The organism is Alkalimonas delamerensis (assembly GCF_030717955.1).
Lineage (GTDB): Bacteria > Pseudomonadota > Gammaproteobacteria > Enterobacterales > Alteromonadaceae > Alkalimonas > Alkalimonas delamerensis.
In genome coordinates, this window is the sequence record NZ_JAUZVY010000007.1 from 151947 (window position 1) to 177111 (window position 25165).

Annotated in this window: 20 protein-coding genes and 1 tRNA gene; 10 read left to right on the plus strand and 11 right to left on the minus strand. The window is 49.6% G+C overall.

The genetic code is table 11. The features are described 5' to 3' along the window. Positions 1 to 111: 111 nt before the first annotated feature. Positions 112 to 2034, minus strand: coding sequence for an ATP-binding protein (locus tag Q3O59_RS15180; protein WP_305946388.1), 1923 nt, complete (start codon positions 2032 to 2034; stop codon positions 112 to 114). A gap of 326 nt (positions 2035 to 2360) precedes the next feature. Here Q3O59_RS15180 and mbhE point away from each other — a divergent pair, with 326 nt between their 5' ends. The 7 genes from mbhE (at position 2361) to Q3O59_RS15215 (ending at position 8357) form a co-directional block, all read left to right on the plus strand. Further along, positions 2361 to 5177: a hydrogen gas-evolving membrane-bound hydrogenase subunit E gene (mbhE, locus tag Q3O59_RS15185; RefSeq protein ID WP_305946389.1), complete on the plus strand. Its 2817-nt coding sequence runs from the start codon at positions 2361 to 2363 to the stop codon at positions 5175 to 5177. Further along, positions 5177 to 5515, plus strand: coding sequence for a Na+/H+ antiporter subunit C (locus Q3O59_RS15190; protein WP_228591044.1), 339 nt, complete (start codon positions 5177 to 5179; stop codon positions 5513 to 5515). The genes mbhE and Q3O59_RS15190 overlap by 1 nt, the downstream gene beginning before the upstream one ends. Next, positions 5515 to 7017, plus strand: coding sequence for a monovalent cation/H+ antiporter subunit D (locus tag Q3O59_RS15195; RefSeq protein WP_305946466.1), 1503 nt, complete (start codon positions 5515 to 5517; stop codon positions 7015 to 7017). Before Q3O59_RS15190 ends, Q3O59_RS15195 begins: the two co-directional genes overlap by 1 nt. Further along, positions 7014 to 7523 (plus strand): Na+/H+ antiporter subunit E, encoded by a 510-nt coding sequence (locus Q3O59_RS15200; RefSeq protein WP_305946390.1) that lies wholly within the window; start codon positions 7014 to 7016, stop codon positions 7521 to 7523. Before Q3O59_RS15195 ends, Q3O59_RS15200 begins: the two co-directional genes overlap by 4 nt. After that, a complete protein-coding gene (locus Q3O59_RS15205; RefSeq protein ID WP_228591040.1) occupies positions 7517 to 7786 on the plus strand; it encodes a K+/H+ antiporter subunit F in 270 nt (89 codons plus the stop codon). Before Q3O59_RS15200 ends, Q3O59_RS15205 begins: the two co-directional genes overlap by 7 nt. 8 nt (positions 7787 to 7794) lie before the next feature. After that, positions 7795 to 8193, plus strand: coding sequence for a Na+/H+ antiporter subunit G (locus Q3O59_RS15210; protein WP_228591038.1), 399 nt, complete (start codon positions 7795 to 7797; stop codon positions 8191 to 8193). Between the two features lie 87 nt (positions 8194 to 8280). Next, positions 8281 to 8357 (plus strand) — tRNA-Arg (locus Q3O59_RS15215). A gap of 174 nt (positions 8358 to 8531) precedes the next feature. Here Q3O59_RS15215 and Q3O59_RS15220 read toward each other — a convergent pair. The 6 genes from Q3O59_RS15220 to Q3O59_RS15245 form a co-directional block, all read right to left on the minus strand. Next, complete coding sequence (locus tag Q3O59_RS15220; protein WP_305946391.1) at positions 8532 to 9941, minus strand: response regulator; 1410 nt, start codon at positions 9939 to 9941, stop codon at positions 8532 to 8534. After that, positions 9938 to 10825, minus strand: a complete 888-nt coding sequence (locus Q3O59_RS15225) for a sensor histidine kinase (RefSeq protein WP_305946392.1) — start codon at positions 10823 to 10825, stop codon at positions 9938 to 9940. Before Q3O59_RS15225 ends, Q3O59_RS15220 begins: the two co-directional genes overlap by 4 nt. A 2-nt stretch (positions 10826 to 10827) precedes the next feature. Next, positions 10828 to 12654, minus strand: a complete 1827-nt coding sequence (locus Q3O59_RS15230) for an AAA family ATPase (RefSeq protein ID WP_305946393.1) — start codon at positions 12652 to 12654, stop codon at positions 10828 to 10830. A 341-nt stretch (positions 12655 to 12995) separates the two neighbouring features. Continuing rightward, positions 12996 to 14921, minus strand: coding sequence for a replication endonuclease (locus tag Q3O59_RS15235; RefSeq protein WP_305946394.1), 1926 nt, complete (start codon positions 14919 to 14921; stop codon positions 12996 to 12998). Further along, complete coding sequence (locus Q3O59_RS15240; protein ID WP_305946395.1) at positions 14908 to 15183, minus strand: hypothetical protein; 276 nt, start codon at positions 15181 to 15183, stop codon at positions 14908 to 14910. The genes Q3O59_RS15235 and Q3O59_RS15240 overlap by 14 nt, the downstream gene beginning before the upstream one ends. After that, positions 15183 to 15416, minus strand: coding sequence for a helix-turn-helix transcriptional regulator (locus tag Q3O59_RS15245; RefSeq protein ID WP_305946396.1), 234 nt, complete (start codon positions 15414 to 15416; stop codon positions 15183 to 15185). The genes Q3O59_RS15240 and Q3O59_RS15245 overlap by 1 nt, the downstream gene beginning before the upstream one ends. Positions 15417 to 15767: 351 nt before the next feature. Between Q3O59_RS15245 and Q3O59_RS15250 the strand changes: the two genes are divergently transcribed. After that, on the plus strand, positions 15768 to 16169 hold the full coding sequence (locus Q3O59_RS15250; protein ID WP_305946397.1) for a group I intron-associated PD-(D/E)XK endonuclease: 402 nt from the start codon (positions 15768 to 15770) through the stop codon (positions 16167 to 16169). A 27-nt stretch (positions 16170 to 16196) separates the two neighbouring features. Here the strand turns inward: Q3O59_RS15250 and Q3O59_RS15255 are convergent, their stop codons facing one another. From Q3O59_RS15255 to Q3O59_RS15270, 4 genes are all read right to left on the minus strand, one after another. Next, complete coding sequence (locus tag Q3O59_RS15255; RefSeq protein WP_305946398.1) at positions 16197 to 17171, minus strand: hypothetical protein; 975 nt, start codon at positions 17169 to 17171, stop codon at positions 16197 to 16199. A gap of 14 nt (positions 17172 to 17185) precedes the next feature. Beyond that, the gene (locus tag Q3O59_RS15260) at positions 17186 to 18421 is read right to left on the minus strand and encodes a site-specific integrase (RefSeq protein WP_305946399.1); all 1236 of its coding nucleotides are present in this window, start codon (positions 18419 to 18421) and stop codon (positions 17186 to 17188) included. Positions 18422 to 18854: 433 nt separating this feature from the next. Further along, positions 18855 to 20165, minus strand: a complete 1311-nt coding sequence (locus Q3O59_RS15265) for a type II toxin-antitoxin system HipA family toxin (protein WP_305946400.1) — start codon at positions 20163 to 20165, stop codon at positions 18855 to 18857. A gap of 1 nt (position 20166) precedes the next feature. Further along, entirely contained in the window at positions 20167 to 20421 is a 255-nt protein-coding gene (locus Q3O59_RS15270) for a helix-turn-helix domain-containing protein (protein WP_091344711.1), read from the minus strand. Between the two features lie 384 nt (positions 20422 to 20805). Between Q3O59_RS15270 and Q3O59_RS15275 the strand changes: the two genes are divergently transcribed. After that, positions 20806 to 22734, plus strand: a complete 1929-nt coding sequence (locus Q3O59_RS15275; protein ID WP_305946401.1) for an extracellular catalytic domain type 1 short-chain-length polyhydroxyalkanoate depolymerase — start codon at positions 20806 to 20808, stop codon at positions 22732 to 22734. 421 nt (positions 22735 to 23155) lie between these two features. Then, positions 23156 to 25090, plus strand: coding sequence for a tetratricopeptide repeat-containing diguanylate cyclase (locus Q3O59_RS15280; protein ID WP_305946402.1), 1935 nt, complete (start codon positions 23156 to 23158; stop codon positions 25088 to 25090). The last annotated feature ends 75 nt before the right edge of the window (positions 25091 to 25165 follow it).

Consider the following 25165-nt stretch of genomic DNA (forward strand, 5'->3'; position numbering starts at 1 on the left):
CTTGTTGTAGTGCGCCATGCCGCCACAACGGCATGGCCAGGTAACTGCTCGAGTATGCCAAAAAAAATGCCAGAAATCTTGTTTTGCCGTCCGGTGGCTGCTGTCAGGGGTTTAATGGCTGCTGACTGCTGCAATCAGCGGCAGCTCAAGGTAAAAACAGCTGCCATGCGGTGATAGTGGCTGATAGGCCAGGGTGCCGCCCATGACCTCGGTCAGGGAGCGGGCAATGGCTAACCCCAAGCCAGAGCCTTGCTGAATCTTTTTATCCGAGCTATCCGCTTGGGCAAACTTTTGGAACAGCATCGGACGAAAGTGCTCCGGGATCCCTGGCCCTTGATCCCTTACTTCAATTCGGGCCTGGCCTTGCTGCTGTAGCAACCGGACTTCAACCTGGCTATGCGGTGGTGCGAACTTAATCGCATTGGACAGCAGATTGGTTAGCACCTGCTGCAGCCGAAGTGGATCCACCCGCGCCATCAGCTGATGGTCGTTCGTTTCGAAGCTTAGCTTCAGCTGGCTTTGCAAGGCCAGTGCACTGTTTTGCTGCAGGCTATGTTCAATCAACTCGGCCAGGCGCACAGGTTGCAGCTGAAAATGCAATTTGCCGGCTTCCAGTTTTTCCATATCCAGTAAATCGTTGATCAGCAGGGTGAGTTGGCTGCAGTTGTCGTAAGCCGTTTGCAGCAATTGCTGCACCTGGGGACTGACCGAGCCCAATACGCCGCCGAGCACCAGGCCAATGCTACCATTGATGGCAGTAAGGGGGGTGCGAAGCTCATGGCTGACGGTGGAGACAAACTCATTTTTTAACCGATCGACCTTGTAGCGCTCTGTCATATCACGCAATAAAATAACGTTTTTCTTCAGTTGGTTGAACTCAACTTCAGAGCGGGATATTTCCAACGGAAAGGCTTGATCGAAGCGGTTTCGGCCTCTGGTTTTTGCGACTTTCTCTGGCGTACTGGTGGTGGTGATTAAATGGCTTTCTTCTGTTGGGTCATCCAACAGCGAGGACCAGTGCACCCCTTCCAGCTGCTGCATATCCAGACCAAAGATGGTCGCAGCAGCCTGATTGATGCGCTCAATGCGGCCGTTGGCATCGGTGGTAACAATGGCATCGGCGACATTGTCCATCACGGTGCTGAGGTACTGCTGCTGCAAACGCAGCTCGCGGCCGGACTGTTGCAGCTGGTGGCGGGAAAAGGTCAACCAACTGATTAGAGCCAGCAACAGCAAGGTGACGGAGTAGCCGACCAGCCGGATCTCGCGGGTACGGCCTTTCAGCGGGTCCAATGAGCGGATGGCCAGTTGCCACTCAGCGCCGCGGATACTGAGGTCCAGCCGCAGGCTGTCGTCATAGAACAGGGTGTTGCTGCCGACGAAGCTGTTGCTGTAGCCGCCATCCGGCAAGCGGCTGCGCAAAGCTGCTTCAATGCCGTAACGATCTTTTAGCCGTTGCAATTCCTGCCACAGCTCGGTGGGGTCGACCACGATGCTGATGATGCCCCAATAGCGGTCTTCTATAAAAACCGGTAAACGATGGATAAAGCCGGTGCCGCCTTGCAGCAGGGTGACCGGGCCGACCAGGCTGGCCTCACCACTGTTGATAATGGCTTCGACGGCTGGCCACTGTTCCGGCAAGTCAGGGTAGTAGAGACCTATGGCGGCTTCGTTGCCGGCTATCGGGTAGACGTAGGTAAGTCGGTTGTCTGGTGCAACACCAATATTGCGGATGTATTGGCCCAGGTCGACCAACTCCGGCAGCAGCAAGTTGAATTCATCGGCTGAGACCTGGCCACGGTTGGCCTGGACATAAGCCGATAAACCAAAGGTCAGGTACAGGGCCCGATTCAGTTCAGTTTCTAAAAAGGAGCGCAAATGACCGGCATTGGCAACCTGTTGCTCCAACTGCTGTCCCCGGGCATAGGCCACGTCCTGCCGCACCAGATTTTCGGTTAGCAGCACAGAGGCCAGCAAGCAGACAACAAGCAGCAACCATTGCCAGTAAGATAGCAGTTTCCCTGTAGTGTTCATGCCGGCTCCGATACCATTGAGCTCTAATGATAACGGCTTGGGCGCATTTCGCAAACCAGCTGTTGGGTTTAGAGCTGGCATTATTTTCCCAAGTCGGGACGATTCTTTGGGAGTATGCAAAAAAAGATGTGTAGATGGCCAAAATTCAACTAAGGTAGAATTGAATCTGAGACCAGAATGCAGGACAATAGCGCCGCCAAACCAAAAAGCCCGTGACCTTTATTTTTTCTGCCGCCGACGCATGCAAAAGCTGCATCTCGGGTGCTGCGGGTGTCGCATCCTTTTTGCGTTTTTTTGGCCAACCTCCAGCCTGAGATCCTTGTGACATGACGCTATTGCTAATACTACTGCTGCCACTGGTTTTGTTGCCGGCTCCTGTGCTGCTGCGCCGTTTTCCGCGCGCTGCGGTAAGCGTAACCTTGCTGGCACCAGCACTGATTCTATGGTTGCTGCTGCCGCTGTTGCCTGCGGTGCTGCAGGGTGGAGTCTTGCTGTGGCATGTTGACTGGATACCCACACTGGGTTTGTCGCTGTCGCTGCGACTGGATGCGCTGGCGGCGCTTTTTGTGGCGCTGATCAGCGGCATTGGCCTGGCGGTGATTTTTTACGCCCATCACTATTTTGCCGGCAAGCCGGATGCTCCCCGCTTTTTTGCGATGATTCTGGGCTTTATGATGGCGATGCTCGGCATTGTGATGTCGGAAAACCTGCTGTTTATGCTGGTGTTCTGGGAGATGACCAGCCTGATCTCCTTCTTGCTGATCGGCTTTTACGGTCAGAAGCGAATTTCACGCCGCGGCGCCCGTTTGTCGTTGTTTATTACCGGCGGCGGCGGCCTGGCTTTGCTGGCTGCTATTTTGCTGATGGGGTCGGTGGCAGGCAGTCTGCAAATCAGTGAGATTCTGGCCCAGGCTGAGCTGTTGCAGCAGCACAGCAGCTTTCCCTGGATCCTGGGCCTGTTTTTGCTGGGTGTCTTTACCAAGTCGGCGCAATTTCCGTTTCACTTGTGGTTGCCCCATGCCATGTCGGCGCCGACACCGGTATCGGCTTATTTGCACTCAGCGACCATGGTCAAAGCCGGCATCTTTTTGATGATGCGTCTCTACCCGGTGTTCAGTGGCACTGAGAGCTGGTTCTACTGGGTGGTGGCGATTGGCTTTATCACCTTGCTGGTGGGGTCATTTGTCGCCATCTTTATGCACGATATGAAAGGCTTGCTGGCTTACTCCACCATCAGTCATCTGGGCCTGATCACCTTGCTGCTGGGCTATGGCACCGAAGCCGCCCTGACGGTGGCGGTGTTTCACCTGATCAACCACGCACTCTTTAAAGCGCCGCTCTTTATGATGGCGGGCAGCATCGACAAAGCTGCCGGAACCCGCGATCTGCGACAAATCAACGGCATGGCCCGGCATTACCCACTATTGGCGGTGCTTAGCTTTATTCCGACCGCTGCCATGGCCGGCTTGCCCTATTTAAATGGTTATTTCAGCAAAAAACTCTTTATCGTCGAAAGCTTTCAAAGCGGAGGGGCCGGCTGGTTGTCCTGGTTGATTCCGGCGCTGGCCATTCTGGGGGCGGCTTTCTCGGTGGGTTATGCCATCCGGCTGTTTCACAATACCTTTTTCAATGGCAAACCCCAGGATATCCCGAACTGGCCTTTGCCTGCCATCAGCGGCTGGGTCTATCTACCGCTGGCCTGTTTTGCAGCGCTGTGTTTGTGGATTGGCTTTTGGCCGGAAGTGGTGCTCCATCAGCTGGTGGAGCCGGTGGTGCAAGCTGCGCAGGGCAATGTGGCCCTGGCCAGCGACTTCAGCCGTTACGATTTGGCGGTGCTGCAGCAGTACCCCTGGCTGACCGGCATTTCCATCCTGACCTTTGCCGGCGGCCTGGCCCTGTACAGTACCCGTAAGGCACTCTTTGCCTGGCACGATTCCTTGCCGACGGTGGATGCCAAAGACATCTTTGAAAGCTGGATGAGCTGGTTGATTGAGCGCTCGCAGCAGGGGGTGCATCTGGTAGAAAATGGCTCTTTGCAGCGCTACGTGATCTACCTGGTGCTGACGGCGCTGCTTTTTACCAGCTGGCCGCTGCTGCAGCTGCAGCAATGGCGCGGCGAGCTGGCATTGATGCCGGTCGACCCGATGTCGGCCGGTGCCCTGGTGCTGCTGATGGTGATGGCGGTCGCGGTGGCGGTGCTGCACCGGCAGCGGCTGATTGCCTTGCTGTTTACCGGTGCCACCGGCTTGTTGATTACGGTTGGCTTTGCCCGCTTCTCGGCACCCGATCTGGCACTGACCCAGTTCTCGGTGGAAGTGATGGCCATTTTCATTATGATGCTGGCGCTGTCGTTTTTGCCGCAAAGCTCACCAAAAGAAAAAGTGCGCTACCGGGCGAAACGCGATGCGGTGGTGGCCACCATCGCCGGCATTGGGGTGGGGGTGCTGAGCTTTGCCGTGATGACCCGGCCGCAGCAGACCATTTCCGACTACTTTTTAGCCAACAGTGTGCCAGGCGGTGGCGGCACCAATGTGGTCAATGTGATTCTGGTCGATTTTCGTGGCTTTGATACGCTGGGCGAAATTGCCGTGCTGGCCATCGCCGCGCTGGCAGTTTTTGCGCTGACCCGCAACCTGCGGTTAAAGGGCCATACCCCCAGTGCCGAGCACATTGATGCCTGGCATGGCTATGCCCAGCCTTACCCGCTGATTCTGCGCACCCTGGCCAGGCCTTTGCTGCCGATGGCTTTGCTGGTGTCGGCCTACATTTTCTTGCGGGGGCACAACCTGCCGGGCGGCGGCTTTATCGCCGGCCTTATCACTGCTGCGGCTTTAAGCCTGCAATATGTGGCGTGCGGCATACGCTGGGCTCAGGTGCGGATGCTGACGCAGTTCCGGCCTTTGATCGGGGCGGGTTTGCTGATTGCCGGTCTGACCGGTCTTGGCAGCCTGTGGTTTGATCACCCCTTCCTGACCACCTGGTTCAGTTACTTCGAGTTGCCGCTGATTGGAAAATTTGAGCTGGCAACCGCGCTGTTGTTTGACCTTGGGGTCTACGCCACTGTGGTGGGTTCGACCATGCTTATTCTGGCCAATATGGGCCGACTGATGACCATTCATGGTCCGGGTAAGGAGATCGGCTGATGGAAATTCTGGTGGCCCTGATGCTGGGCGTATTAACCACCTGCGGCGTCTACCTGGTGCTTCGGCCCCGCACCTTTTCTGTGGTGCTTGGCCTGACCATGCTGTCGCATGCGGTCAATTTGTTTTTGTTCAGTATGGGGCGTTTGCACAGCAATGCGCCGGCGGTGATTGGCGCGGCGGAACAGCACGCCGATCCCTTGCCGCAAGCCCTGGTGCTGACAGCCATTGTCATTAGCTTCGCGATGACCGCTTTTGTGGTGGCGCTGGCGTTGCGCTCGGCACTGGAGCTGCGCAATGACCATGTCGATGGGGTTGATAAAGAAGAGGAGCCCATCTGATCATGCACCTGATGATTTTACCCATCTTGATCCCTTTGTTTGCCGGTGCCGTGCTGATTTTTCTGCACAGTCTGGACATGCGGCCGCAACGCGCCGTCAGCCTGCTCAGCATTCTGGGGCAGTTGTTGGTGGCGTTGTTATTGATGCAGCAGGCGCTGAGTGGCGAGTACTTTTTCTACCAGCTTGGCAATTGGCAGCCGCCGTTTGGCATTGTACTGGTGCTGGATCAGCTCAGTGCCCTGATGCTGTTGCTGTTGGCTGGCCTGGCCTTGTTCAGTACCTTGTATGCCTGTGTTGGCGATGATCGCAAAGGGGCGCATTTTCATGCTCTGATCCAGTTTCAGTTGCTGGGTTTAAATGGCGCTGTGCTGACCGGGGATTTGTTCAACCTGTTCGTGTTCTTTGAAATTCTGCTGATCGCGTCCTACGCCTTGCTGCTGCATGGTGGCGGCCGTGAGCGAAGCCGGGCAGGTTTGCGTTACGTCATCATGAACCTGGTGGGCTCGGCTTTTTTCCTGATCGCGCTGGGCGTCTTGTACGGCGTGACCGGTACCCTGAATATGGCGGATATGGCGCTGAAAGTGCAGCAGTTGCCAGAAGCCGACCGGCCGCTGATCCATGCTGCCGGTGCCTTGCTGTTGGTGGTTTTTGGCATCAAAGGCGCTCTATTGCCTTTGTTGTTCTGGTTGCCCCGGGCCTATGCAGCCGCGGCCGCGCCAGTGGCGGCCTTGTTTGCCGTCATGACCAAAATTGGCATTTACGCCATGATCCGGGTGTTTTATCTGGTGTTCGGTGGCGATGACGGCATTCACCTCAGTCTGTGGCAATGGCTCTGGCCACTGGCGCTGGCGACCATGGTGATTGGAGCCATTGGTGCCCTGGGTGCCCGCAGCCTGCGGGGGTTAACCGCCTGGATGGTGATTGTCTCGGTGGGCACCCTGATGGCGGCCATTGCCGAAGCCAGCATTCCGGCGCTGGCCGCAGCGCTGTTGTATCTGGTTCACAGCACTCTGCTGACAGCAGCCTTCTTCTTACTGGCCGACGTGATTCAGCGCTACCGGCCAGGCCCGCGTGATTACTTCGTCACCGGCCCCAGACTGCGGCATCCGGTGCTGCTGGGCGCCTTGTTTTTTACCGCGGCCGTGGCCTTTGCCGGCTTACCGCCGTTGTCGGGCTTTATCAGCAAAGTCTGGCTGCTCAGCTCCGTTACCAGCTTCTGGGGTTATGCGGTGTTCTGGCCCATTTTGCTGCTGGCCAGTCTGGTGATTATTGTCGCGCTTAGCCGTGCCGGCAGCGCCTTGTTGTGGCGGCAAAACAAGCTGGAGCCGTTGCAAGCCAAAGCGCCGGCCAGCGCGACCTCGCTGGTGATCTGTCTGCTTGGGCTGAGTGTGCTGTTCAGTGTGCTGGCGCAGCCATTGATGACCTTCGCCACCAGTACCGCCACCCAAATCCTGACCACGGAGCGCTACCTGAGCGCCATCCCTCTGGGAGGAAGCTTATGAAAAACTCAACCCATCATCCACGCAAGTTTTTACCCCACCCACGCTTTACCGCTTTTTTGCTGGTGCTCTGGCTGCTGATGGTGGAAAGCCTGGCGACCTCGCAAATTTTGCTGGGTCTGGGACTGGCCTGGCTGATCCCATTTAGCACCCAGCAATTCTGGGTCGAGCAGTCCAGCATGCATCACCCGCTGTTGATGCTGCGCTATGCCGGGCGCTTCGCGGCGGATATTTTCCGCTCAAACCTGTTGGTGGCCTGGCAGATTATCCGACCCGTTGAGCGCCTGCAGCCGGGCTTTGTGTCCTACCCACTCAGCCTGCGGGATGACTTCGCCATCACCATCCTGGCCAGCACCATCACCCTAACCCCCGGCACGGTATCGGCCCATATCAGCCGGGATAAGAAAACCCTGCTGCTGCATGTGCTGAATCTGAAAGATGAAGCGGCGCTGATTGCCGAAATCGCCGAGCGCTACGAAAAACCGCTGAAGGAGATCTTCCAATGCTGACCTATGCTGTCTACATCGCCTTGCTGCTGTTTTCGGCCGCCATTTTGCTGTGTCTGTACCGCTTGATCAAAGGGCCGGACGTGGTCGACCGTATTCTGGCACTGGATACACTGGCCATTAACTTCATTGCCGTCATTGTGCTGACCGGCATTTTGATTGGCAGCACCATCTTGTTTGAAGCCGCCTTGCTGATTGCACTGATGGGCTTTATCAGCACCGTGGCACTGACCCGCTACTTGCTGCGCGGCGATCTGATTGAATAGGGGGCGCTATGTGGATTGTTGAACTCTTTATCAGCCTCTGTCTGGTGTTTGGCGCCGTCATTGCCTTTATCGGTGCCTTAGGCCTGGTGCGCTTGCCGGATTTCTACAGCCGGCTGCACGGGCCCACCAAAGCCGGTACGCTGGGGGTTGGCTCGACACTGCTCGGCTCTTTTTTGGTATTCACTGTGTACCACGATGCCATCAGCATGCAGGAAGCTCTGATCACCGCCTTTATCTTTACCACGGCACCGGTCAGCGCCAACATGCTGGCCAAAGCGGCCTTGCATCGTCAGTTGCCATGGGTCAAGGGCACGCAGAACCCGCCGAAGCCGGTGCGTAAAGCCCGGCCAGAGCAGGCATCGGAGCAAGCCGCAGAGCAAGGAACCCAGCAATCGGCGGAAAAATAAGCACCCCGCCGTAAAGCCAGAGAACAGCGCTGGACAAAGCCAGCGTTATTCCCTACAATCTGCGCCTGCATTCATGCAGCCCATGATGCACCCGTAGCTCAGCTGGATAGAGCGCTGCCCTCCGGAGGCAGAGGTCTCAGGTTCGAATCCTGACGGGTGCGCCATATAAATCAAGGTCTTAGCTTAACTGCTAGACCTTTTTTTATGTCTGAAATTTATTGGTGTAGCATCTATGTAGCAGATTTATAGTTGATGTCGGCGAACGCTGGTATTTTAGGCTTAGAATGTTAAAGCGGTAATTACAAAAATGGTCAGGTCTTTGTGCGTTTTTAAAACCTCTACTTGTAAGTAGTGATCGACATCTCAATTAGTTTAGTTGCGATTTCCACATTTGTTCCCTCGTACGTTAATTGTCTCAAAGCATATGAGTAAACCGTAGCTATGTAATCCCGCTCCATGAAACTATTATTAGTCTTCCACTCTCTTAGAAATTGGGCGACACGAGGTAACTTATTTAGCTCTAAAAATTTATCGTAATTATACCAGTTTTCGAATAACTCTATTTCAGGGGTCTTGCGTTCTCTTAGGTGCGGATGAAAATATTGACTCAGTTCAAGGGTAACTATATCTAGGACTGAAGGTGCCACTTTAATATCACCATAATCAATCAGAATAGGGTTTAAATCTTCAGAGACTAAAATATTGAGGCCATGTAGATCAGAGTGCTGGATACTAAAATTTGCACTTATGATTTTGTTTTCGAACCCATCTAAATCAAAACGCTGCCTAATTTTAGATAAATTCACAAATTTATGATCAGGGCATAATAGTCTCCTTATGTCACCTATGGAAGTTTGCTTCACATCTTTGTTTTTGCTCCATATGTTAAGAATTTCACGAAGCTTTTTTAAAATAGCTAGCGTATCATCTTCGTTTGATGTTAAATAGCTAAAATAGTTTAAGTCGTAATGAGTGGCAAACCTATAGCAAATTCCCTTTGTGTCAGCACAACCAGCAACATACTCACTCAAAACATTCGGATAACTTGCGACAGGGAGCTTGTTGACATAACTGGTAAAATTACTACTTTCTTTATCAATATTTTGTTTTTTATCTATTTTTACTAGTGATGTCCATGGAAACTCCTCACCTTGGGGGTTGATCAAGCTAACTTGGAGCACTTTTGCAGAAGAGAGGCCATCATTTAATGTTTTTACTCTTGCTGCAATAGCGGAATTCTCCTTACAGAAAATACGAATTACTCTTTTCTCTAATAAGTTTAGAGCACAGCCAACCTCTTCGATCTCTATTGCATCAATTGCACCCAGCTCTCGTACCGCTTCTGCAAGCAGATCTATGGCCTCATTTACTTTTCTTTTCGGTCTAACTTTTACAAGACTTTTACGTTTACCATCCCAAAATGTCGTTATATCTTGGTCTTCAACAAACTGTTCGACTGCTTCTTCAGTTTGTTGTCCAGTAAGGATCATTATAGGTGTTCCGGCGTATTTCACTCTTATCTGAGAGGCAAGGTTTATTCCATTAGAAACATCGGGTACGGGGTTGTCGTGGTTCAGTGGAATAGCAAGATCTAAAACGACATAGTCAATTTCTTTCTCACTTAGGTATTTGATTGCACCTTCATATGTATCTGCGTGATAAATATTCTGAGCACCAATCTCAAGCAGTAGAGGTTTAACCGTTTCCTCAAACCATTCTACTTCATCTTCAATTTGCAAAATATTCATACTAAATCCCTTTTAGGTATTTCGAAATACAATTCAGCCCCGTGTGGCTTGGAGTTGCTTAGTTTCCATTGCCCACCCATTGAACTGACAGCTTTATCAATAATAGCTAAGCCTAGCCCTCGGTTTCCCGGCTTAGTGGTATGTCTGCTTTTGAGCAAGACTTCAGCATTATTTTGAAGGCCTAGTCCATCATCTATAATACAAAACCAAATTGAGCTATCAGTTGAGCTGCCTCTTACAATTATTGGGTGTTTTTCTCTAATGGTAGCTTGGTTACTTGATTCAACAGCGTTTCTTAAAGCATTAGAAATTATTATGCGAAGTAATGCCGGAGACAAAACATAAACTAGGTTTTTAGGGACGTCTATGTTGATATCAACCTTTGACTTTGGGGAAATTCTATCTACTTCCTTTGAAATTTCGTCAAATACTTTCACTTTTTTGAATATTGGTGATTGCTCTACTTTTCGCCAATCCTCGAAAGTTTCAAGCACCTCATTTAATTTTTCTAACTCATATTTAGTTCTTGATTGGGAGAAGTTAGTTATTTCTTTTTCAGCGAAAACGTTTATGGAGCCTATTATTGGTTCGAGTTCATGAAGTATCTGACCAATACTAACTGAAACGGCTTCACTTCTTACCGCTTCTATATCGAATAAGTTGTCGGAGGTTGATGTTTGAACCTCGTCTGTTACTTTGAGTTTATTGGAGTTGGCAATATCAAGTAAGGCGTTTTTTAACCAAGGTTGCCCAGCTCCTTCAGCAGCCTGTTGTATCAACTTTCTTTGTTTTCGGGTCGCGGTTTTTTTGAGTGCTTTTAAGCTCTCTATTTGTTTTTCAGGGCTGAAGCTTTGCAGCTCAATTAACAGCTTTTCAAGATCCATAATTAATCACTATAAAACTCTGAACGTTTCTTAAATGCATCTTTTCCGCCTTCCATAATCGCTTCAATAACATCTTTAATGCGCTTGTCTTCAGTCGAACCTAGACACTTGATGAAACCTCTTCTTCCATTTGAATCTAGATTTACAACATTACTAGCATTACCTAATACCGGAATATTGGCATTATGGCTAGATAATATCGTTTGAGATATTTCAGCTCTTTGTTGAATTGATTTTATTAACGTTTGAGCTATGAACTCATTATCTAAATGGTCTTCTGGCTGATCTATGATCAGGACCCTATTAGGATTCTCAAGAATAACTGATAGTGCAACAGTACATCGCTGACCAATTGATAACTCTGAAATGCTTTTATAAACACCATTATCTAAAAGTGTAAACTCAACATTATCTTCTATTTTAGCTGTAAGAACAGATGCAATATCTTTTTCATTAAGATAGGCAAGTAAGCGCGTAGCTCTATCTATTGGTACACCTATTGCTTCTGAGAAGTCTCCGTATTTGAGAGTGTGGGAATAATAGAGCAACCAAGCTGGAGATACTTTCTCTATAATTACTGAGATTAACTCTTTGTATTTTAGTCCAGAACCTCTTAAAGTATTTTCAAGGGCTTCACCGTAATAAGTTAAGTTTGCTTGTGGTGATATGAGAGTTTTGATTGTTGGAGAAAGGTTAGAGTTGAGTCTTAGCATTACAGCTTTACGCATCTCAAAGATTGATTTTTTTAGCCCGTATACTTGTTCTAGATAATCCTGGCACTGTTGATAAATTGTCGCTACTTGCAAGTCTTTATCATTGATTAGCTTATTTAGGTTTTCTAGCTGAGCTATTTCTTGTTTAATCCTACCCAACTCGCTTAGAACAGCTCCAGCACCTTCCGTAAAACTTTCTACTTCAGTACGTCTTTGCCTTGCTGCTGAGTCAAGCTGTAATCTTTGATTTGTTAGTTTTTGATAAATTTTTTCGACTTCACTAAGCGTAATGGTATTATTCTGTATTGCTTGATTAATCGTATCTTTATCTCGTCCACTGGAATTCCTTAATATGTCGTTGAGCTTTGAAGCTTCTTCTGTATAAAGTTGCGGTAATGTCTGCTCATTTAACATTGAAGAAAGGCTACTTATTTTATTTTTTAAGTAATTCTTGATGTAGTCTAAATTTTCGATATCGACCATCAATTTCGCTAAATGGTTTTGAGTCTCGTCTAGCTGTTTCTGACTGTTTGAAACGGCTTGATTCTGTTTTTGGAAGTTGGCTTGTTGTGCCTGTAAAGATTGCTCTCTTTGTCTCAAATCATTTAATGGTAATGTTTTATCTCTTAACTCATTAAGCTCTTTGCGTAGCTGTACAAGTTGCGCAATGCTACTTGCTAATGCTCTGTTTAATTCATTTATTTTTTTCATACCTTCATTAATATCAGGAATGAAACTATCTATAAGATTGAGCCTTCCTTCTGCATTTAAGCCAATGGTTTCTATTTCCTTTTGGGAAAATACAATTGGAGGCGAAAAAGGCTCAGAGTAAATGGGTTGTTTATCCATTGCTGAACGAGAAACGTCGATTGTTCTTCCTTCGTGTTCAAGCTCAATTGACACACGTCCAGAGGATTGCAAAATGGATATTGCATGCCCACTTGAATCATTAAAGTTAGATGATAAATTACCTGAAGCGAGTCCAAACCTTAGCAGTTCAATTATTGAGGTTTTTCCAACGCCTCTTCCACCAATCAGTACATTTAGGCCTGAAGTAAAAGACAAGTCTAGGTTGCTAAAGAAGCCTTCCTCTACCTTTAAATTCTTAATAATCAATTTTCTATGCCTCTATATGTGCTGGGTTCACAGTAGAATTTCATCTAACCAAGCTGACTTAAATCGAGTGGTGAAGTTTCCTTTCTAGCTGAATTCTATTCCAAAACTATGATTAATACTGACATAATCGGAGTGAATCGCACCAGTAAATTCGGTGGTGGATTTGCTTGAGTAATGCTGCCGCATCTTCAGCTAATTGTCGATAATAGTTTTCTTCACATTCAGCGGAAGAGTCTCGCTGAACGAACTTAGTAAACGTTGTTTTCTGGCTCAGCCAACCAATTTTAGCTTGACTAAAGCGACTTACACCTCACCGTTTGTATCTTAATGTCCTAGTACACTTATTTACAGAACTCCAAGTTAGAGCAAACAGCGCTTAGATCGATTTCAAGCCGCCACTGGTGCAAGCGGGTGATTATGGCTTTGCCAAGGTAGCAAATGCCTTTTAGCTTGCTGGCTATGAAGCCGTCATAACGGCTGATTGCTACCTCGCCGGTGTCCTGATTTATTTCCTGCTGGTAATGCGGCCTGATCAGCTGGTCTTTACGCTTGCAGAATACGCCACCCATTAACAGTACAAAGCGTTTCCAGTTACCGCTATCAGCGGCATGATGCACAGCCTTTAATGTCATATCATGGTCTTTGTCTGCCTTTAACCGGCGCAGCTCACGCCATACAGTCACCGATACACCACCTATTTGCTGAAACTGGCGAATGCCCCAACAGCTTGCCCAAGCTTCTACCCGTTGGGCTGTCAGTATTGGATCGCCGCCATGAATATCTTCATCCAGATTAGCGCCATCAATATTCTTAGCGATGTATTTGGCAATGTAGCCAGTGGCAGAGCCTTTGCTGGGGTCAATAGCGACAAACTTCACGCGGTTTTCCTGTGCGCCTTTCTCATCGCCATCTTCTTGCAAAGCGTAATGCTGGAATACTTTCCGGAACGCTTCCAACTGCTCAGGTTCTAAAAACAAAGCAAGGTGCCAGTGGGGTGTTCCATCGTGCTGTGGCTCTGCTACGCGCAGGCCATAGACGCGAATGCCTTGCCTGTCCATTTCGGCACGTATCTTTGCCCAAACTCCACAAAGGTATTGCTGGGCTTGCTGCGGGGTCAGTTGTTGCCACTTTGGATTTCTATCACCACTCACTGCGTAAGTGCTATGGTATTTGGAAGGGCAGGTCAGGGTGACAAAGTCGCAGATATGGCCGAGCTGTTTAGCGGCATCTTCAAAACCCCGCATGCGGGTCATTAACTCATTTCTTCGGTTAACGGGGTTAGAGACATTCAGCTCGTACAACTCGCGCAAGCTGTATTTTTCATCCAGCTCGTTAACGATACTGATCCGCTCCATCATTTCAAATTGACGCTGCTTTTGATATTTACGGTTTTTAGCCGTCAGATCGCTGCAATAAATACCGGCGAAGCGATGTACCCGCCCCAAGTGAATCATCACCGTTTCTAAAGTACGGTTTTGTAGCACCCGTAATTTTCGCAGCCACCACCGTTCGCAAATCATCCGTTCGATGCAGCCTAGCATTGTCTTTGTTTTGTCTGGTTTCGGTGCGGTTAGCCCTTTTCCGTTAACGAAACTTTGGGCTTTTTCATAAGCGGCTATTTCCGCAACAAGGCGGAAGACTCCGTTAACGGAATTTTCTGTCCGTAATGGTTCGCCTTGTTCCGGAGTATTCCGAAGCAGTGCGTTAACGGAACTAAGGTTAACGTCCAGAAATTCTGAATTTCTGTCCCTGTTTGCGAAGCATTGTTCAAAAACCGTTTTTGAAATGATTTCAGAATCAATTCTGAAAAAGTTAAACAGCCAGTCTGAATTTTCTAAAGCGATTTTTAAACTGGTTTCTGAAATCAGATTGGCTGAACTCCGCACCACTAGCGAGCCTTTTAGAAAATTATCCAGCAAAGGCTGACGGATTTGGTTTAACTGGCTACGGCAGCTATGAGCATATATACGAGCCAAGCCCCTAAGTTCATCTTCGTTGGCATCGAAGTGAACCTTTAACGGTTCAGGTAACAGTTGCCGTATTTGCTGCACTGTTTTTCTCAGGTAGCTATTGGCATCGAACTGATTTTTTTCCTTCTGGTACTGTTGCAGCAACAACCGCTGAATCATCAAGGGTAAATCCTGAACTTGCTGCTCGACAAAAATCCGATCCGCTCTATCAAGATGCTGAAATAGTGGCGCGAACTCAGCATTTATTGATTGAATGTGCTGTGAGATAGCATGTTGCCGATAGTCATTCGGGATCATGGTTAGCCTCCAGCAGCTCGGCAGCTTGCTCTTTGGTGAGTGTAAAAATGCACCAGCGCATACCAAACATAACAAACTCATGCTCGTTCATGCGGGTGTATTGATAGAGGGTGTTAAAGGCTGTTTTTATGGGAAAGTCAGGTTCACCCACTGGAAAATCAAACCTACCAATTGAGCGGCCTGGCGAAGTGCACTGGGCGACTGCATAACCTTTAGCAAGCCATTTAACCAGCCTGATGGCTGAAGGCGTTAATTTTGCCATTAGTGAGCCTCCTTGCTTTCGCTCAAGTGCTCCAGCCGGTGCAGGCCATCGAGCCAGCGATCAAGGTCGTCTTTCAGGTAGCGAACAGAGCGGCCTATTTTGACAAAAGGCGGGGCAGCGGTGCGGCCTTTGCGGTTGCCCTCCATACGCGACTGGCGCAGAAAAGAGCGGCTCATGCCGATGTACTCAGCGGTTTCTATTTCGGATAAAGCTTTCTTGTTCAGTGTGTGCATGTGGTATCTCCTGTGCTTTGATGAACAAGGAGATAATCCAGTATGGGAAACAGCTAATTAGGCTCTTAATGAAAAAGTTAAGGTTCCAGTGAAATTAATTGATTCATTGACGAGGATCGGATTTTGAATTATTGTCGGTTGTGAGTTTGAATCGCGCCTCGCGATGGGGCTGAAAGTAGTATTAGCGAAGAGTATCGAGGTGACCTCGGAAATTCGGGACTGGCATCTGTTACTACTCGATACACGCACTAGCGGTATAGTGATTCTTAAATTAATAGTGATTTGTCGTAAAGGCAGTCGCTTCCGTTGCTTAGCCAACTTTAAGCATCGGAATTAATTTTTGGATTAATTATGCCACTTAAATCATCTGCTTTAGCATCAGAACACCAACGTCACTACCAAAGCCATTCCTTTGAGCAATATGCTGCCGGCCTTTTCATGGCTGATGGTTGGGAAGTATTTCAACCCGCGTTAGATCATGGACGTAAAACGGATTTAGTCATTTCTGATGGAGATGTTTTTTACCGAGTTCAGATAAAGTCCCTTGAAACAACTGATGAATCTGTGCTGGTAAAAAACCTATGGAAAAACTCTGACACCAAAATTGACTACGTCATTTACTTTTCCCAAAAAGGAAATTGGGGTTACATCATCAAGCCTTTTGCAGGTAAGCAAAGGAGCCTTAAGTGTGCCGGTGGGGTCAGGTTCCACAAGCATCCGCGGCATTTTGCTCAGGCGTTTGCAAAAATCTAACAGACAAAAAGATCCATTAGCACATGCTCAAGCTGTGTGCTGATGGATCTTTTTTCTTAAAGTACAAATCATATTTCCGATGGTATTGTGGGTATATGTTCGTTCCGCATTATTTCGGAATTTGTCCCGCCAGCAAATATTGTTTTCTACTGCATCGAGCAAGATGTTTTCTGTATCAAATTTACGGGAGTCTTCTTCTTGCAGGCTTTCATAATCCAAAATACGACAGACATTTTTTGCGCTGAGTTCTGGATGTGCTGTTATAACTCGGGCTAAAAGCTCTTCAAATTGATTTTTGTATTTAAACACTGGTGAAATTAGCTCTAGCTTAGTGCGCTTCGGTTCCGTCTGATTTTGATGTATTTCGCTTGATAGCGAAGAGCTGCTTACAATGCCAAGTTGAAGCAAAGTTTCATGTTGTACGCAAAGATCAGCAAGTTTGAAAGCAAGCCAATCAGGCGCTAATACGCTCTCAGGGACATCCCCCCATATTTCATCTGTATGTGCTGATGCTTCACCTGATCTTGATTTATCAATAAAATTTAGCGCTGTTGCTGTAGCTTTTTTAAGTTGCCAGAGAGGGTTAGTTTGTACTCTAGGGTAAAGTTTTGCATGAAAGACTTCATCGTCCATTTCATTAAGCGACTTTGGTTGCCAGCCTTGCAAGTAATCGTTAGGCCATTTTTCCTCAATGTCATAATCAGTGCTTTTTAAACGCAACCTTTTCCTTTGCAATAAGATAAATCGTTCAGGCCTGACTTCTTTTCCTGACAGAATGGGCTGTATATGGGTATCCGGTATACGTGTTAAGCCTTCATAGCTTACTGAGCATCGGCCAACGAAATCCCACTTGCGAAAATATCCGACGATGAAAAGCAGCGGTTTAACTTTGAATATAAGGGGAATCTGTCCTTCTTCCAGCAGGTATCGTATGTCAGATTCCGTAAGATCAAAGCGGTGTTTTAAATCATCCAGCCGGTAGTACTCTTTATTAATCATCATTATGTCCCTATAAATTAACCGATTAGGTTGACTGCTGCGGCTTTGTGTTCTGGTGCCAAGTGAGCATAACGCAACGTCATGGCCAGATCAGCATGGCCAAGCAATTCGCGTACTGTATTCAGATCGACTCTTGCCATCACTAGCTTGCTGGCAAAGTGGTGGCGCAGGTCGTGAAAGCGGAAATTATCAATACCAGCACTTTCGATCACGGTCGCCCAACTTTTACGGATTTCTTTTAACGGGCTGCCATCCGGATTTTTAAACACATAACCGGTACTGCCGGTATCTTGCATCCAGTGGCTTAGGGTATTGTGTGCTTCGGTATTCAGGGGAATATGCCTGCTCTTGCCTGATTTGGCATTTTCAGACAGAACGGTCAGGTTCTTGCGCTCCAGATCAATGCTCGACCACTTCAGGCTAAGCAGCTCTCCGCGCCTCATGCCGGTATTCATAGCCAGCAACACAATGGGTTCAAGGTGATCGGCAAAGTGTCGTTGGTTTAAATCGGGTAATAGCTCATAGCCTCGTTCTTGCCTGAACCGGTTGCCGCTGTCCCGTTGTTGCTTGATGTCTTGATCGCGCTGACGCATGGCCGCCCGTAAACGGCTTTCTTCATCAGCATTCAGGTAACGAACTTTTGAATTGTCTTCCTGATAGGCTTTCACTTTGTTGAGATCGTGGCTTTCAATCACGCCCCATTCAACCGCTCTACTCATACAGCCTTTCAGGCTGGTTAAACGCCGGTTGATGGTGGCAGGCTTAATGCCAGAGTTCTTTTTATCATTGCGCCACTTCTCGATTTCCCATGCCGTAATAGCACTGAGCTGATGATTCATTAAATGCCCGAAGTTGACTTTGAGATCACGAATAAAGGAATGAGCGGTTTTCGGATTGCGGGCATACAGCCAAGGCTGGTATTGCAGTTCAATAAACTTTTCCAGAGTAGAAACCGCCGCTTTTTTCTGAGCTTCGCGAACGGCTTTTTTCTTCTGCTGCACATTGATGCCTTTGGCAACTTCACCGGCTTTTTCTTTAGCAAGGTCTCTGGCTATGGCTGGGGTGATTTGACCTTCAGTGCCAAGCTTGTAGTTAACTTGCTTGCCATCGAGCCGGTAAAAGAGGTAATAATGGATCTTGCCTGCCGGAGTGATACGAGCATGAAAACCTGCAATTTCGGTATCATTTAACCGTTTGTCTTCAGGCCTAAAGCTCTTAATCGTTGTGACGTTGATCTTGCCTTTAATCGCCATTCCATTTCCCTGTGTAGCACCAGTGTAGCAAGTTGAGTATGCTTCCCTGAAACTGAATGAACACTGAAGAACAATGGTGAATTTTTATCTTGCTGAATTACAATGGTTTATTTGTTCATTTTTGCGGGTGGGTGTTCACCTAAGTTCATGGTGACACAGGGTTTTTTCGGCCTCCGGAGGCAGAGGTCTCAGGTTCGAATCCTGACGGGTGCGCCATAAATGAATAAACCGCCACTTCGGCGGTTTTTTCATTTACAGCACCTCGTAGGATGAGAACCTCCTTCGACCAATTTGCCAGGAGCAAATTTGAACCGCTTCAGCGGGCCCGTTAGGGCGAGGGCAGGGATAGCCCGAGTAATCCTGACGGGTGCGCCAAAACAAACAACCGCCACCTCGGCGGATTTTTGTTTTTCATACTTCCACGTAGCGCTGTTTACCCAAGCAGTCGCTGGCTATATCTGTGCATCCCTTCAAAGATGGGGTCGGCAATAAAACCTGGAAAATCAGCGGGCAGTTCAGCAGCAACCTGATTGATCACCGCTGCGGTCCTGGTTCCCATATCGTGCAGTATCTGTTCCATGGTCGATTGTGGAAAACCGACTTCATTCGCAGTGGCGAAAAAGTGCTTTGGGCCGATCAACCGGCATTCGGTTTTTCTTCCTTTAGAGCCTTTTAGTGACATCGCCAGGCGTAGGTTTTTATCATGCCGGCCCTTTTTAGATAGGGCAGGGAAGGCAGACAAGATATCGTATAGCGGTGTCAGCCTGTAGTGATCTTGTCGCTCAATAAAAATGGAGAAGTTTTTAGCGTGGCCATCTGTTGCGCCCAGCAGCCAGAATAAAACCTGGGTGCGCATGAAGGTTTCCCTGTCATGTTTGGGATTTGTCGCACCGAGTAGTTCCTGCATGATGTCCGAAATGCCTGGTCCACCGTCTGGTTCATATTTTCTGGCGGGGGAGATGCCTTTCACCTGACAGAAATCCTCTTGCGGTAGTCGCATGATCCAGCTGTTATCGGGGGACATTGTGCGATCAAAGCGCTCCACCGCCAGCGCCTTAACGCCGTCTGGTACAATCATCTGACAGTTTGCGGCTTTAAAGCCATAGGCTTTGGCGATCTTAAGGCACAGATACTCGTTCTCAACACTGTGTGTCATATCAATGACACGATCATGGGAGCGTATCTCGCCTATTGGCAGCTTGAGTATGTGGGTTGTTGGTGTGGCGTTATGCGGTAAGCACCAATGGCCTTGATGGAACAATAATGCTGTTTTCTCCTGCGCACCGGCCAGTGAAATACGAAAATCCTGCGTATCATCCAGCATGCCCAAGGGCTTTTTCGATTGATAGCCGTTTAATATCTTTGCTATTTCAGCATCTGTCAGTGCGCTTGCCTCGATGCGTTTTATGGCTGGTACATCTGCACCTGATGGCATCAGTTGTATTGCACCGACGCAATCTCTTCCAACCTGTTTCAGGATATCAAAGGGCTCCGTTGAGCTTGCTTTGAAGCGTGCAACCATCCGCTCGCGAATTTCGTGTGAGTCGGGCAGCAAGTTGTCAAAAAAGTTATAGACTTCCGGCCCTGCATAGCGCTCTGGTCGAAGTGTTAAAGAAAGCGATAAGCTTCGACGTCCGGGCGAGCATAGCCAATCCGTATCGTAAATGAACGCATTCGCCCCCCGACTATCTCGCTGGTACTCACCAACCCTGATCCCATTCATGTAAACATCCAGCCTGTCCAATTTACCAACCCTCCTGCCATGAGCTCTGGCCTGGCTCTGAAACCTGATCGCGGGGGCTGATATCCAGCTGTAACTGCAGCGCGGCAAGGATTTTAAAAAAAGTGGCTAACTTGCACGATTCGGGTTTGTTCTCAAAATCAGAAATGGTCGCCACCCGAAGGCCTACGAGCTGCGCTATTTCGGCCTGAGTGACCTTGTGTTTTTTGCGATACGCTTTAATTAGCGTACTAAGCTGCTCCGGGCGGGTGATATGCATGAAAGTTTATGCCAAATCTTGTTGGGTCTTAACTTTATACGCCTTAGCGTAATTAGTGTCAATATACGCTTTACCGTAATTTTTGTTCTTATACGCTAAGGCGTAATTTACGTGTGCTATTTCGCTGTTTATTTAAGTAAAACTAAATCCTGGCGGGCGTGCCAAAACAAACAACCATCCTGTATGAAAACCACCGCGCCAACATCATGTCAACGAACATCACCCGGTTAAAGCAGCACTAAAGTACTAAATCGAAATCACGGCAGCTCCCCTATAGTGGTTTGGCACCCCAGCTTGCTACCGGGGGAGTCAGAGGTCGAAACAAGGAGTCGTAGCGTCGCTGAGGTGTTCACTTACAACGAATAAAGATAAGGAACAACAGACGTGAAAATTCAAGTATTTAGCCGGGCCGGTGTTGTGCTGGCCACGGTGCTGTTCGCAGCTGGTTTGTTTGGCAAGCCTGCTGCGGCTGGCAGTTGGCAGCAGAATGTCAATCGTGGTGGTTTCAACAATGTTCATATCTACACGCCCGACAGTGTCTCGTCCATTGGTCAGGGGCGCGGCTTATTGTTGGTGCTGCATGGCTGTACCCAGTCGATCAACGCCTACCTTACTGCCAATTTAGAGCAGGCCGCAGACCAGTATGGCTTGGTGATCGCGGTGCCTGATGCGATGAACAAAGCCGGTTTTGGCTGCTGGTCGTATTGGCAGGGTACCAAATCCCGCAATGCCGGCGATTACCAAAACCTGATCAACCTGGCCAACAATCTGGTCGCGGATACTCAGTATCAGATTGATCCCAATCAGGTGTATATTGCCGGGTTATCTTCGGGCGCCAGCTTTGCCAATACCACGGCTTGCCTGGCTCCTGATGTGTTTGCCGGCATGGGCATTAGTGCCGGCCCCAGCATCGGCACCAGCTCCAGCGGTGCCATCGGCCCTTGTGAAACGGCCAATGTGGCTGCCCGCTGCGCTCAGTATGCCGGCAGTTTCGCCAGCCACTTTGAGACCCAGATTGCCTCCATTGCTCATGGCCGCAACGATACCACCGTCAATCAGTGCTACAACGAGCAAAATGCCAACGGCATGGCCACACTCTACGGCGTCAGCCAGTTAAGCGGCGAGAACCTGATTAGCCATGGCGCAGGCCGTACCGCCGATGAAACCTTGTGGCAGGATGGCCGGGTCTCGATGCTGTGGCTCAATAATGTGGATCACGCCTGGTCAGGTGGTCAGGGTGCCAGCGGTGCTTACATCAATAGCAATGGCATTAACTATGCACTCTATCTGGGACAATACTTTCTGGAGCACAACCAGCGGGTTAACCGCAACAGTGCCCCCGAGCTAAGCGCTATCAGTGTCAGCCAGCAGAGCAGTGTAGTGACGGTGACCGGCACGGCGACCGATGCCGATGGCGATTCCATTGTTGTTACGGCCAGTTTTACTGACAGCCTGGGTCTGCAGCAACTGGTGAGTGATGCACCGGATGCCTCCGGCAATTTTAGTTTGACCAGTCCGGTACTGGCGGATGACTGGTACCAACTGACAGTAACCGCTACCGATAGTGGCGGCTTGGTCAGCACGGCTTATACCGAGCAGCTGCTGATTGGGCCACCGCCGCCACCGGTACCACCGGAGCTGTCTGAATTGGCGGTGGTGATGGATGGTCAGTGCGCTACGGTCAGCGGTCGGGTATTTGATCTGAATCGCGATTTGGATACCGTCACCGTAGAGTTTAGCAATGGCATTGTGGTTGCTAGTGTCGATGGCGAGGTGTTCAGTGCCGAGCAGTGCCAGTTGGCCGGTGGTGAGCAAACTGCTTTGATCACAGCGACCGATCTGGAGGGTTTGCTTAGCGCTGAGGTGGTGACCTTCACCATTGATGCAGGCCAAAGCGGTACTCTGGATCAGCACATCAGTGCCGGCCGGCTGGATTACACCAATTACGCCAACTGTTATCTGCAATACGGCACCGCCAGCTTTGTGCTGCGTGAGCACGTCGTCAGTGGCGATCAATGTCGCTGGCAAGATGATGATGGCAGCTGCTTTGGGCCAACCCAGACTTGCAGCGGAGCCGCCCCGGGCAATGACGGCGATCAGGGCGGTACGCCACCCCCCAGCGATTGCGTCGCCTTTACCACCAACAATTACAGCCACAAAGTAGCCGGGCGCGCCTACAGTACCGGCAATGTCTTTTTACCGGATTACTTTGCCAATGGCAGCAATGCTGCGATGGCTGGTTCAACCTGGGGAATCACAACGCTGTCATCCTATGATGGCAGTTATTGGGAACTGGGTGCTTGCCCGCAGTAAAGGCTGTGGACTATGAGGTGAGCATCGGTCAGAAAAGACCGGTGCTCATCCAATTGCTGTGGCGCTGGACTGACAGTTTTTGTCAGCTTCTTTGGTGATAAAAGGGCCGGTGAGGCGAAACCAATCAGCCCTTGTTTTTATCAGCGCACCAGATGCCACTGGCTTTGCCGCCCTGCCAGAAAATCACTTATTGCCCGTCAAAATAAGTCCTCTGCTCCAGCATCTATTTGCAATGGAGGTATTCTGTTTGCCTCGCTCAGCCGGTTAATTGGCAATTACCTCTAAAATCAGTTCTATACTAATCTATAAATAGGCATAGCGACATGTTCTGGGTGTTGTCGCTTGCGGCCTTTTTTCGATGCAAGGCAATCCATGGTTGAGCTGATACCTTGTGAGCCTGAATGGTTTTGGAGCACACGCAGTGGTAAAAAGTAAGTCAATTTTGTGGCTCGTGTTGCTGCTGGGTGTTGTCTGCCTGGTATCAACCGGCCATGCTGCAGAGCGCGAGCCCGGATTGGAAGCACGGCTGGATGAGGCCTTTGGTTTAAGCCTGGTATCGCGGGAGCCACAAGCACTGCCTTTAATTTTGCGTGAACTGGACACCCAAATCCCCAGCGCGACCTATGCCCGGGTGCGGGCCTATCAGGCACTGGCCCTCGCCATACAAGACCATGCGGTGGATGAGGCTTTGGCCATGCTGGCTGGCACCCTCAACCAGCCTGCTGTTGCGGACAGTCCTCATGCGCAAGCCGAGCTGCTGCTTGCCCGGGGCGAAATCTACCTGCATGCGCAAAAGCGCGAGGACATGCGTGAATTGCTGGCTGAACTGCAGGCTTTAAACACCGATGAAGCCAGAGTGCAGTTTCATCAACTGCACTTAATTGGACGTGGTTACGATCTACTGCACAACCATGAGCGAGCTCTTCATTACTTATTGCAAGCACACGAGGTGGTGATGACCTTGCAGGACGATAAGCTGCAGCACCGCCGTCAGTTTATTAACTTGCATGTGGGGCGAACGCATGCCCGCTTGCGTCATTTCGAACGCGCCCGTCAAACCCTGGATAACACCATCGAAGAGGCCTACCGTTATGGCATACCCGATCGGTTACCCGAACTTTACATGGTGCGTGGCTTTGTGATTCAAGTCACCGAAGGACATACCGATGTTGCGGAGTCCGACTTCTTAAAGGCAACCACGCCACCACCGGGGGAGCCGGTTGGCCGCACCCAAATGCTGGCTTTCAATAATCTTGGCACCTTGAATCTGCATCGAGAGAATTTCGAGGTGGCTGAACAGTATTTTATCGAGGGTATCCGGATTGGGCGGCAGATAGGCAATAGCTACGAGCTGCACATTATGCGGTTTAACCAGGGCTATGTGATGGTGAAGCAGGGGAATTACGAGCAGGGCTTTCCGATTATGGAGGCTGCCTTTGCCGATTTTAGTCAGCTGGCGCCTGCCGGGATCCAGGCCGATATGCTGAACTACCTGGCCGATGCCTATCAAACCGCTGGCATGGTTGAACGGGCGCTCTCCATTGTACGGCAGCAACTGCAGTTGCGTGAAGCCTCGTATCAAGCCGAACGTGAGCGGTCACTGGCTGAGCTGCAAGTACGTTACGATACGCAGGAAGCCAGTTTGCGCATTCAGTTGCTCGAGCAAGAGTCGGCTTTACGTGATGCCCGCATTGCCGATCAGCAGCGCAATCAGCGCTGGGTGATGTTGCTCTCGGCGGTGCTCTTTATTGCGCTGGCTTTCGCGCTTTTTGGGGCGCGCTATGTGCGCACGCTGAATCGGCAGTTATCAGCCGCCAATCAGGAGCTCACCGAGCTGTCCAATCGAGACCCACTCACTCAGCTTTACAACCGCCGTGCCTTATCGACGTTCCCGGAGCAGCCGGGCGATTTGGTCATCCTGTTCGATCTCGATCAATTCAAGCAGATCAATGACAGCTTTGGCCACGATGTGGGCGATCTGGTTCTGAAAAGCGTCAGCGCACGTTTAACGGACATACTGCGAGCTGAAGATCTGCTGATACGCTGGGGTGGAGAAGAGTTTCTGCTGGTAGTTCGAAGGCTTGACGCTAAAGGACTCGACACAGTGAAAGAAAAAATCCGCGCTGCCATCGTCCATTCACCGGCTGAAGGCGTTCATGTTAATGCCTCGGGCGGTGCTGTGATGATCAAAGCGCCCACCGACACCTGGCAAGCGGCTATTGAGCGAGCCGATGCCTTGTTGTACCAGGCCAAAGAAAACGGGCGGGCACAAGTATGGCTTGAACTGGACGGTGAGCCGCAGGTTTGGCACCTGTCCGATGCAGAGACTGAGAGAGGCTCATCCCGCCCATACTGAAAATAAGCTATTGTATACGCTACATCATGTTGAGCCTATGACGATCAACAGTGCTAAAAACTGCTGGCAGAGGCC

Coding starts and splice junctions, on each gene's coding strand:
- Q3O59_RS15255 (WP_305946398.1), bottom strand. CDS start 17,171: ATGATGATTAATAAAGAGTACTACCGGCTGGATGATTTAAAACACCGC.
- Q3O59_RS15205 (WP_228591040.1), top strand. CDS start 7,517: ATGCTGACCTATGCTGTCTACATCGCCTTGCTGCTGTTTTCGGCCGCC.
- Q3O59_RS15190 (WP_228591044.1), top strand. CDS start 5,177: ATGGAAATTCTGGTGGCCCTGATGCTGGGCGTATTAACCACCTGCGGC.
- Q3O59_RS15235 (WP_305946394.1), bottom strand. CDS start 14,921: ATGATCCCGAATGACTATCGGCAACATGCTATCTCACAGCACATTCAA.
- Q3O59_RS15180 (WP_305946388.1), bottom strand. CDS start 2,034: ATGAACACTACAGGGAAACTGCTATCTTACTGGCAATGGTTGCTGCTT.
- Q3O59_RS15220 (WP_305946391.1), bottom strand. CDS start 9,941: ATGAATATTTTGCAAATTGAAGATGAAGTAGAATGGTTTGAGGAAACG.
- Q3O59_RS15250 (WP_305946397.1), top strand. CDS start 15,768: ATGCCACTTAAATCATCTGCTTTAGCATCAGAACACCAACGTCACTAC.
- Q3O59_RS15240 (WP_305946395.1), bottom strand. CDS start 15,183: ATGGCAAAATTAACGCCTTCAGCCATCAGGCTGGTTAAATGGCTTGCT.
- Q3O59_RS15210 (WP_228591038.1), top strand. CDS start 7,795: ATGTGGATTGTTGAACTCTTTATCAGCCTCTGTCTGGTGTTTGGCGCC.
- Q3O59_RS15270 (WP_091344711.1), bottom strand. CDS start 20,421: ATGCATATCACCCGCCCGGAGCAGCTTAGTACGCTAATTAAAGCGTAT.
- Q3O59_RS15245 (WP_305946396.1), bottom strand. CDS start 15,416: ATGCACACACTGAACAAGAAAGCTTTATCCGAAATAGAAACCGCTGAG.
- Q3O59_RS15225 (WP_305946392.1), bottom strand. CDS start 10,825: ATGGATCTTGAAAAGCTGTTAATTGAGCTGCAAAGCTTCAGCCCTGAA.
- Q3O59_RS15200 (WP_305946390.1), top strand. CDS start 7,014: ATGAAAAACTCAACCCATCATCCACGCAAGTTTTTACCCCACCCACGC.
- Q3O59_RS15260 (WP_305946399.1), bottom strand. CDS start 18,421: ATGGCGATTAAAGGCAAGATCAACGTCACAACGATTAAGAGCTTTAGG.
- mbhE (WP_305946389.1), top strand. CDS start 2,361: ATGACGCTATTGCTAATACTACTGCTGCCACTGGTTTTGTTGCCGGCT.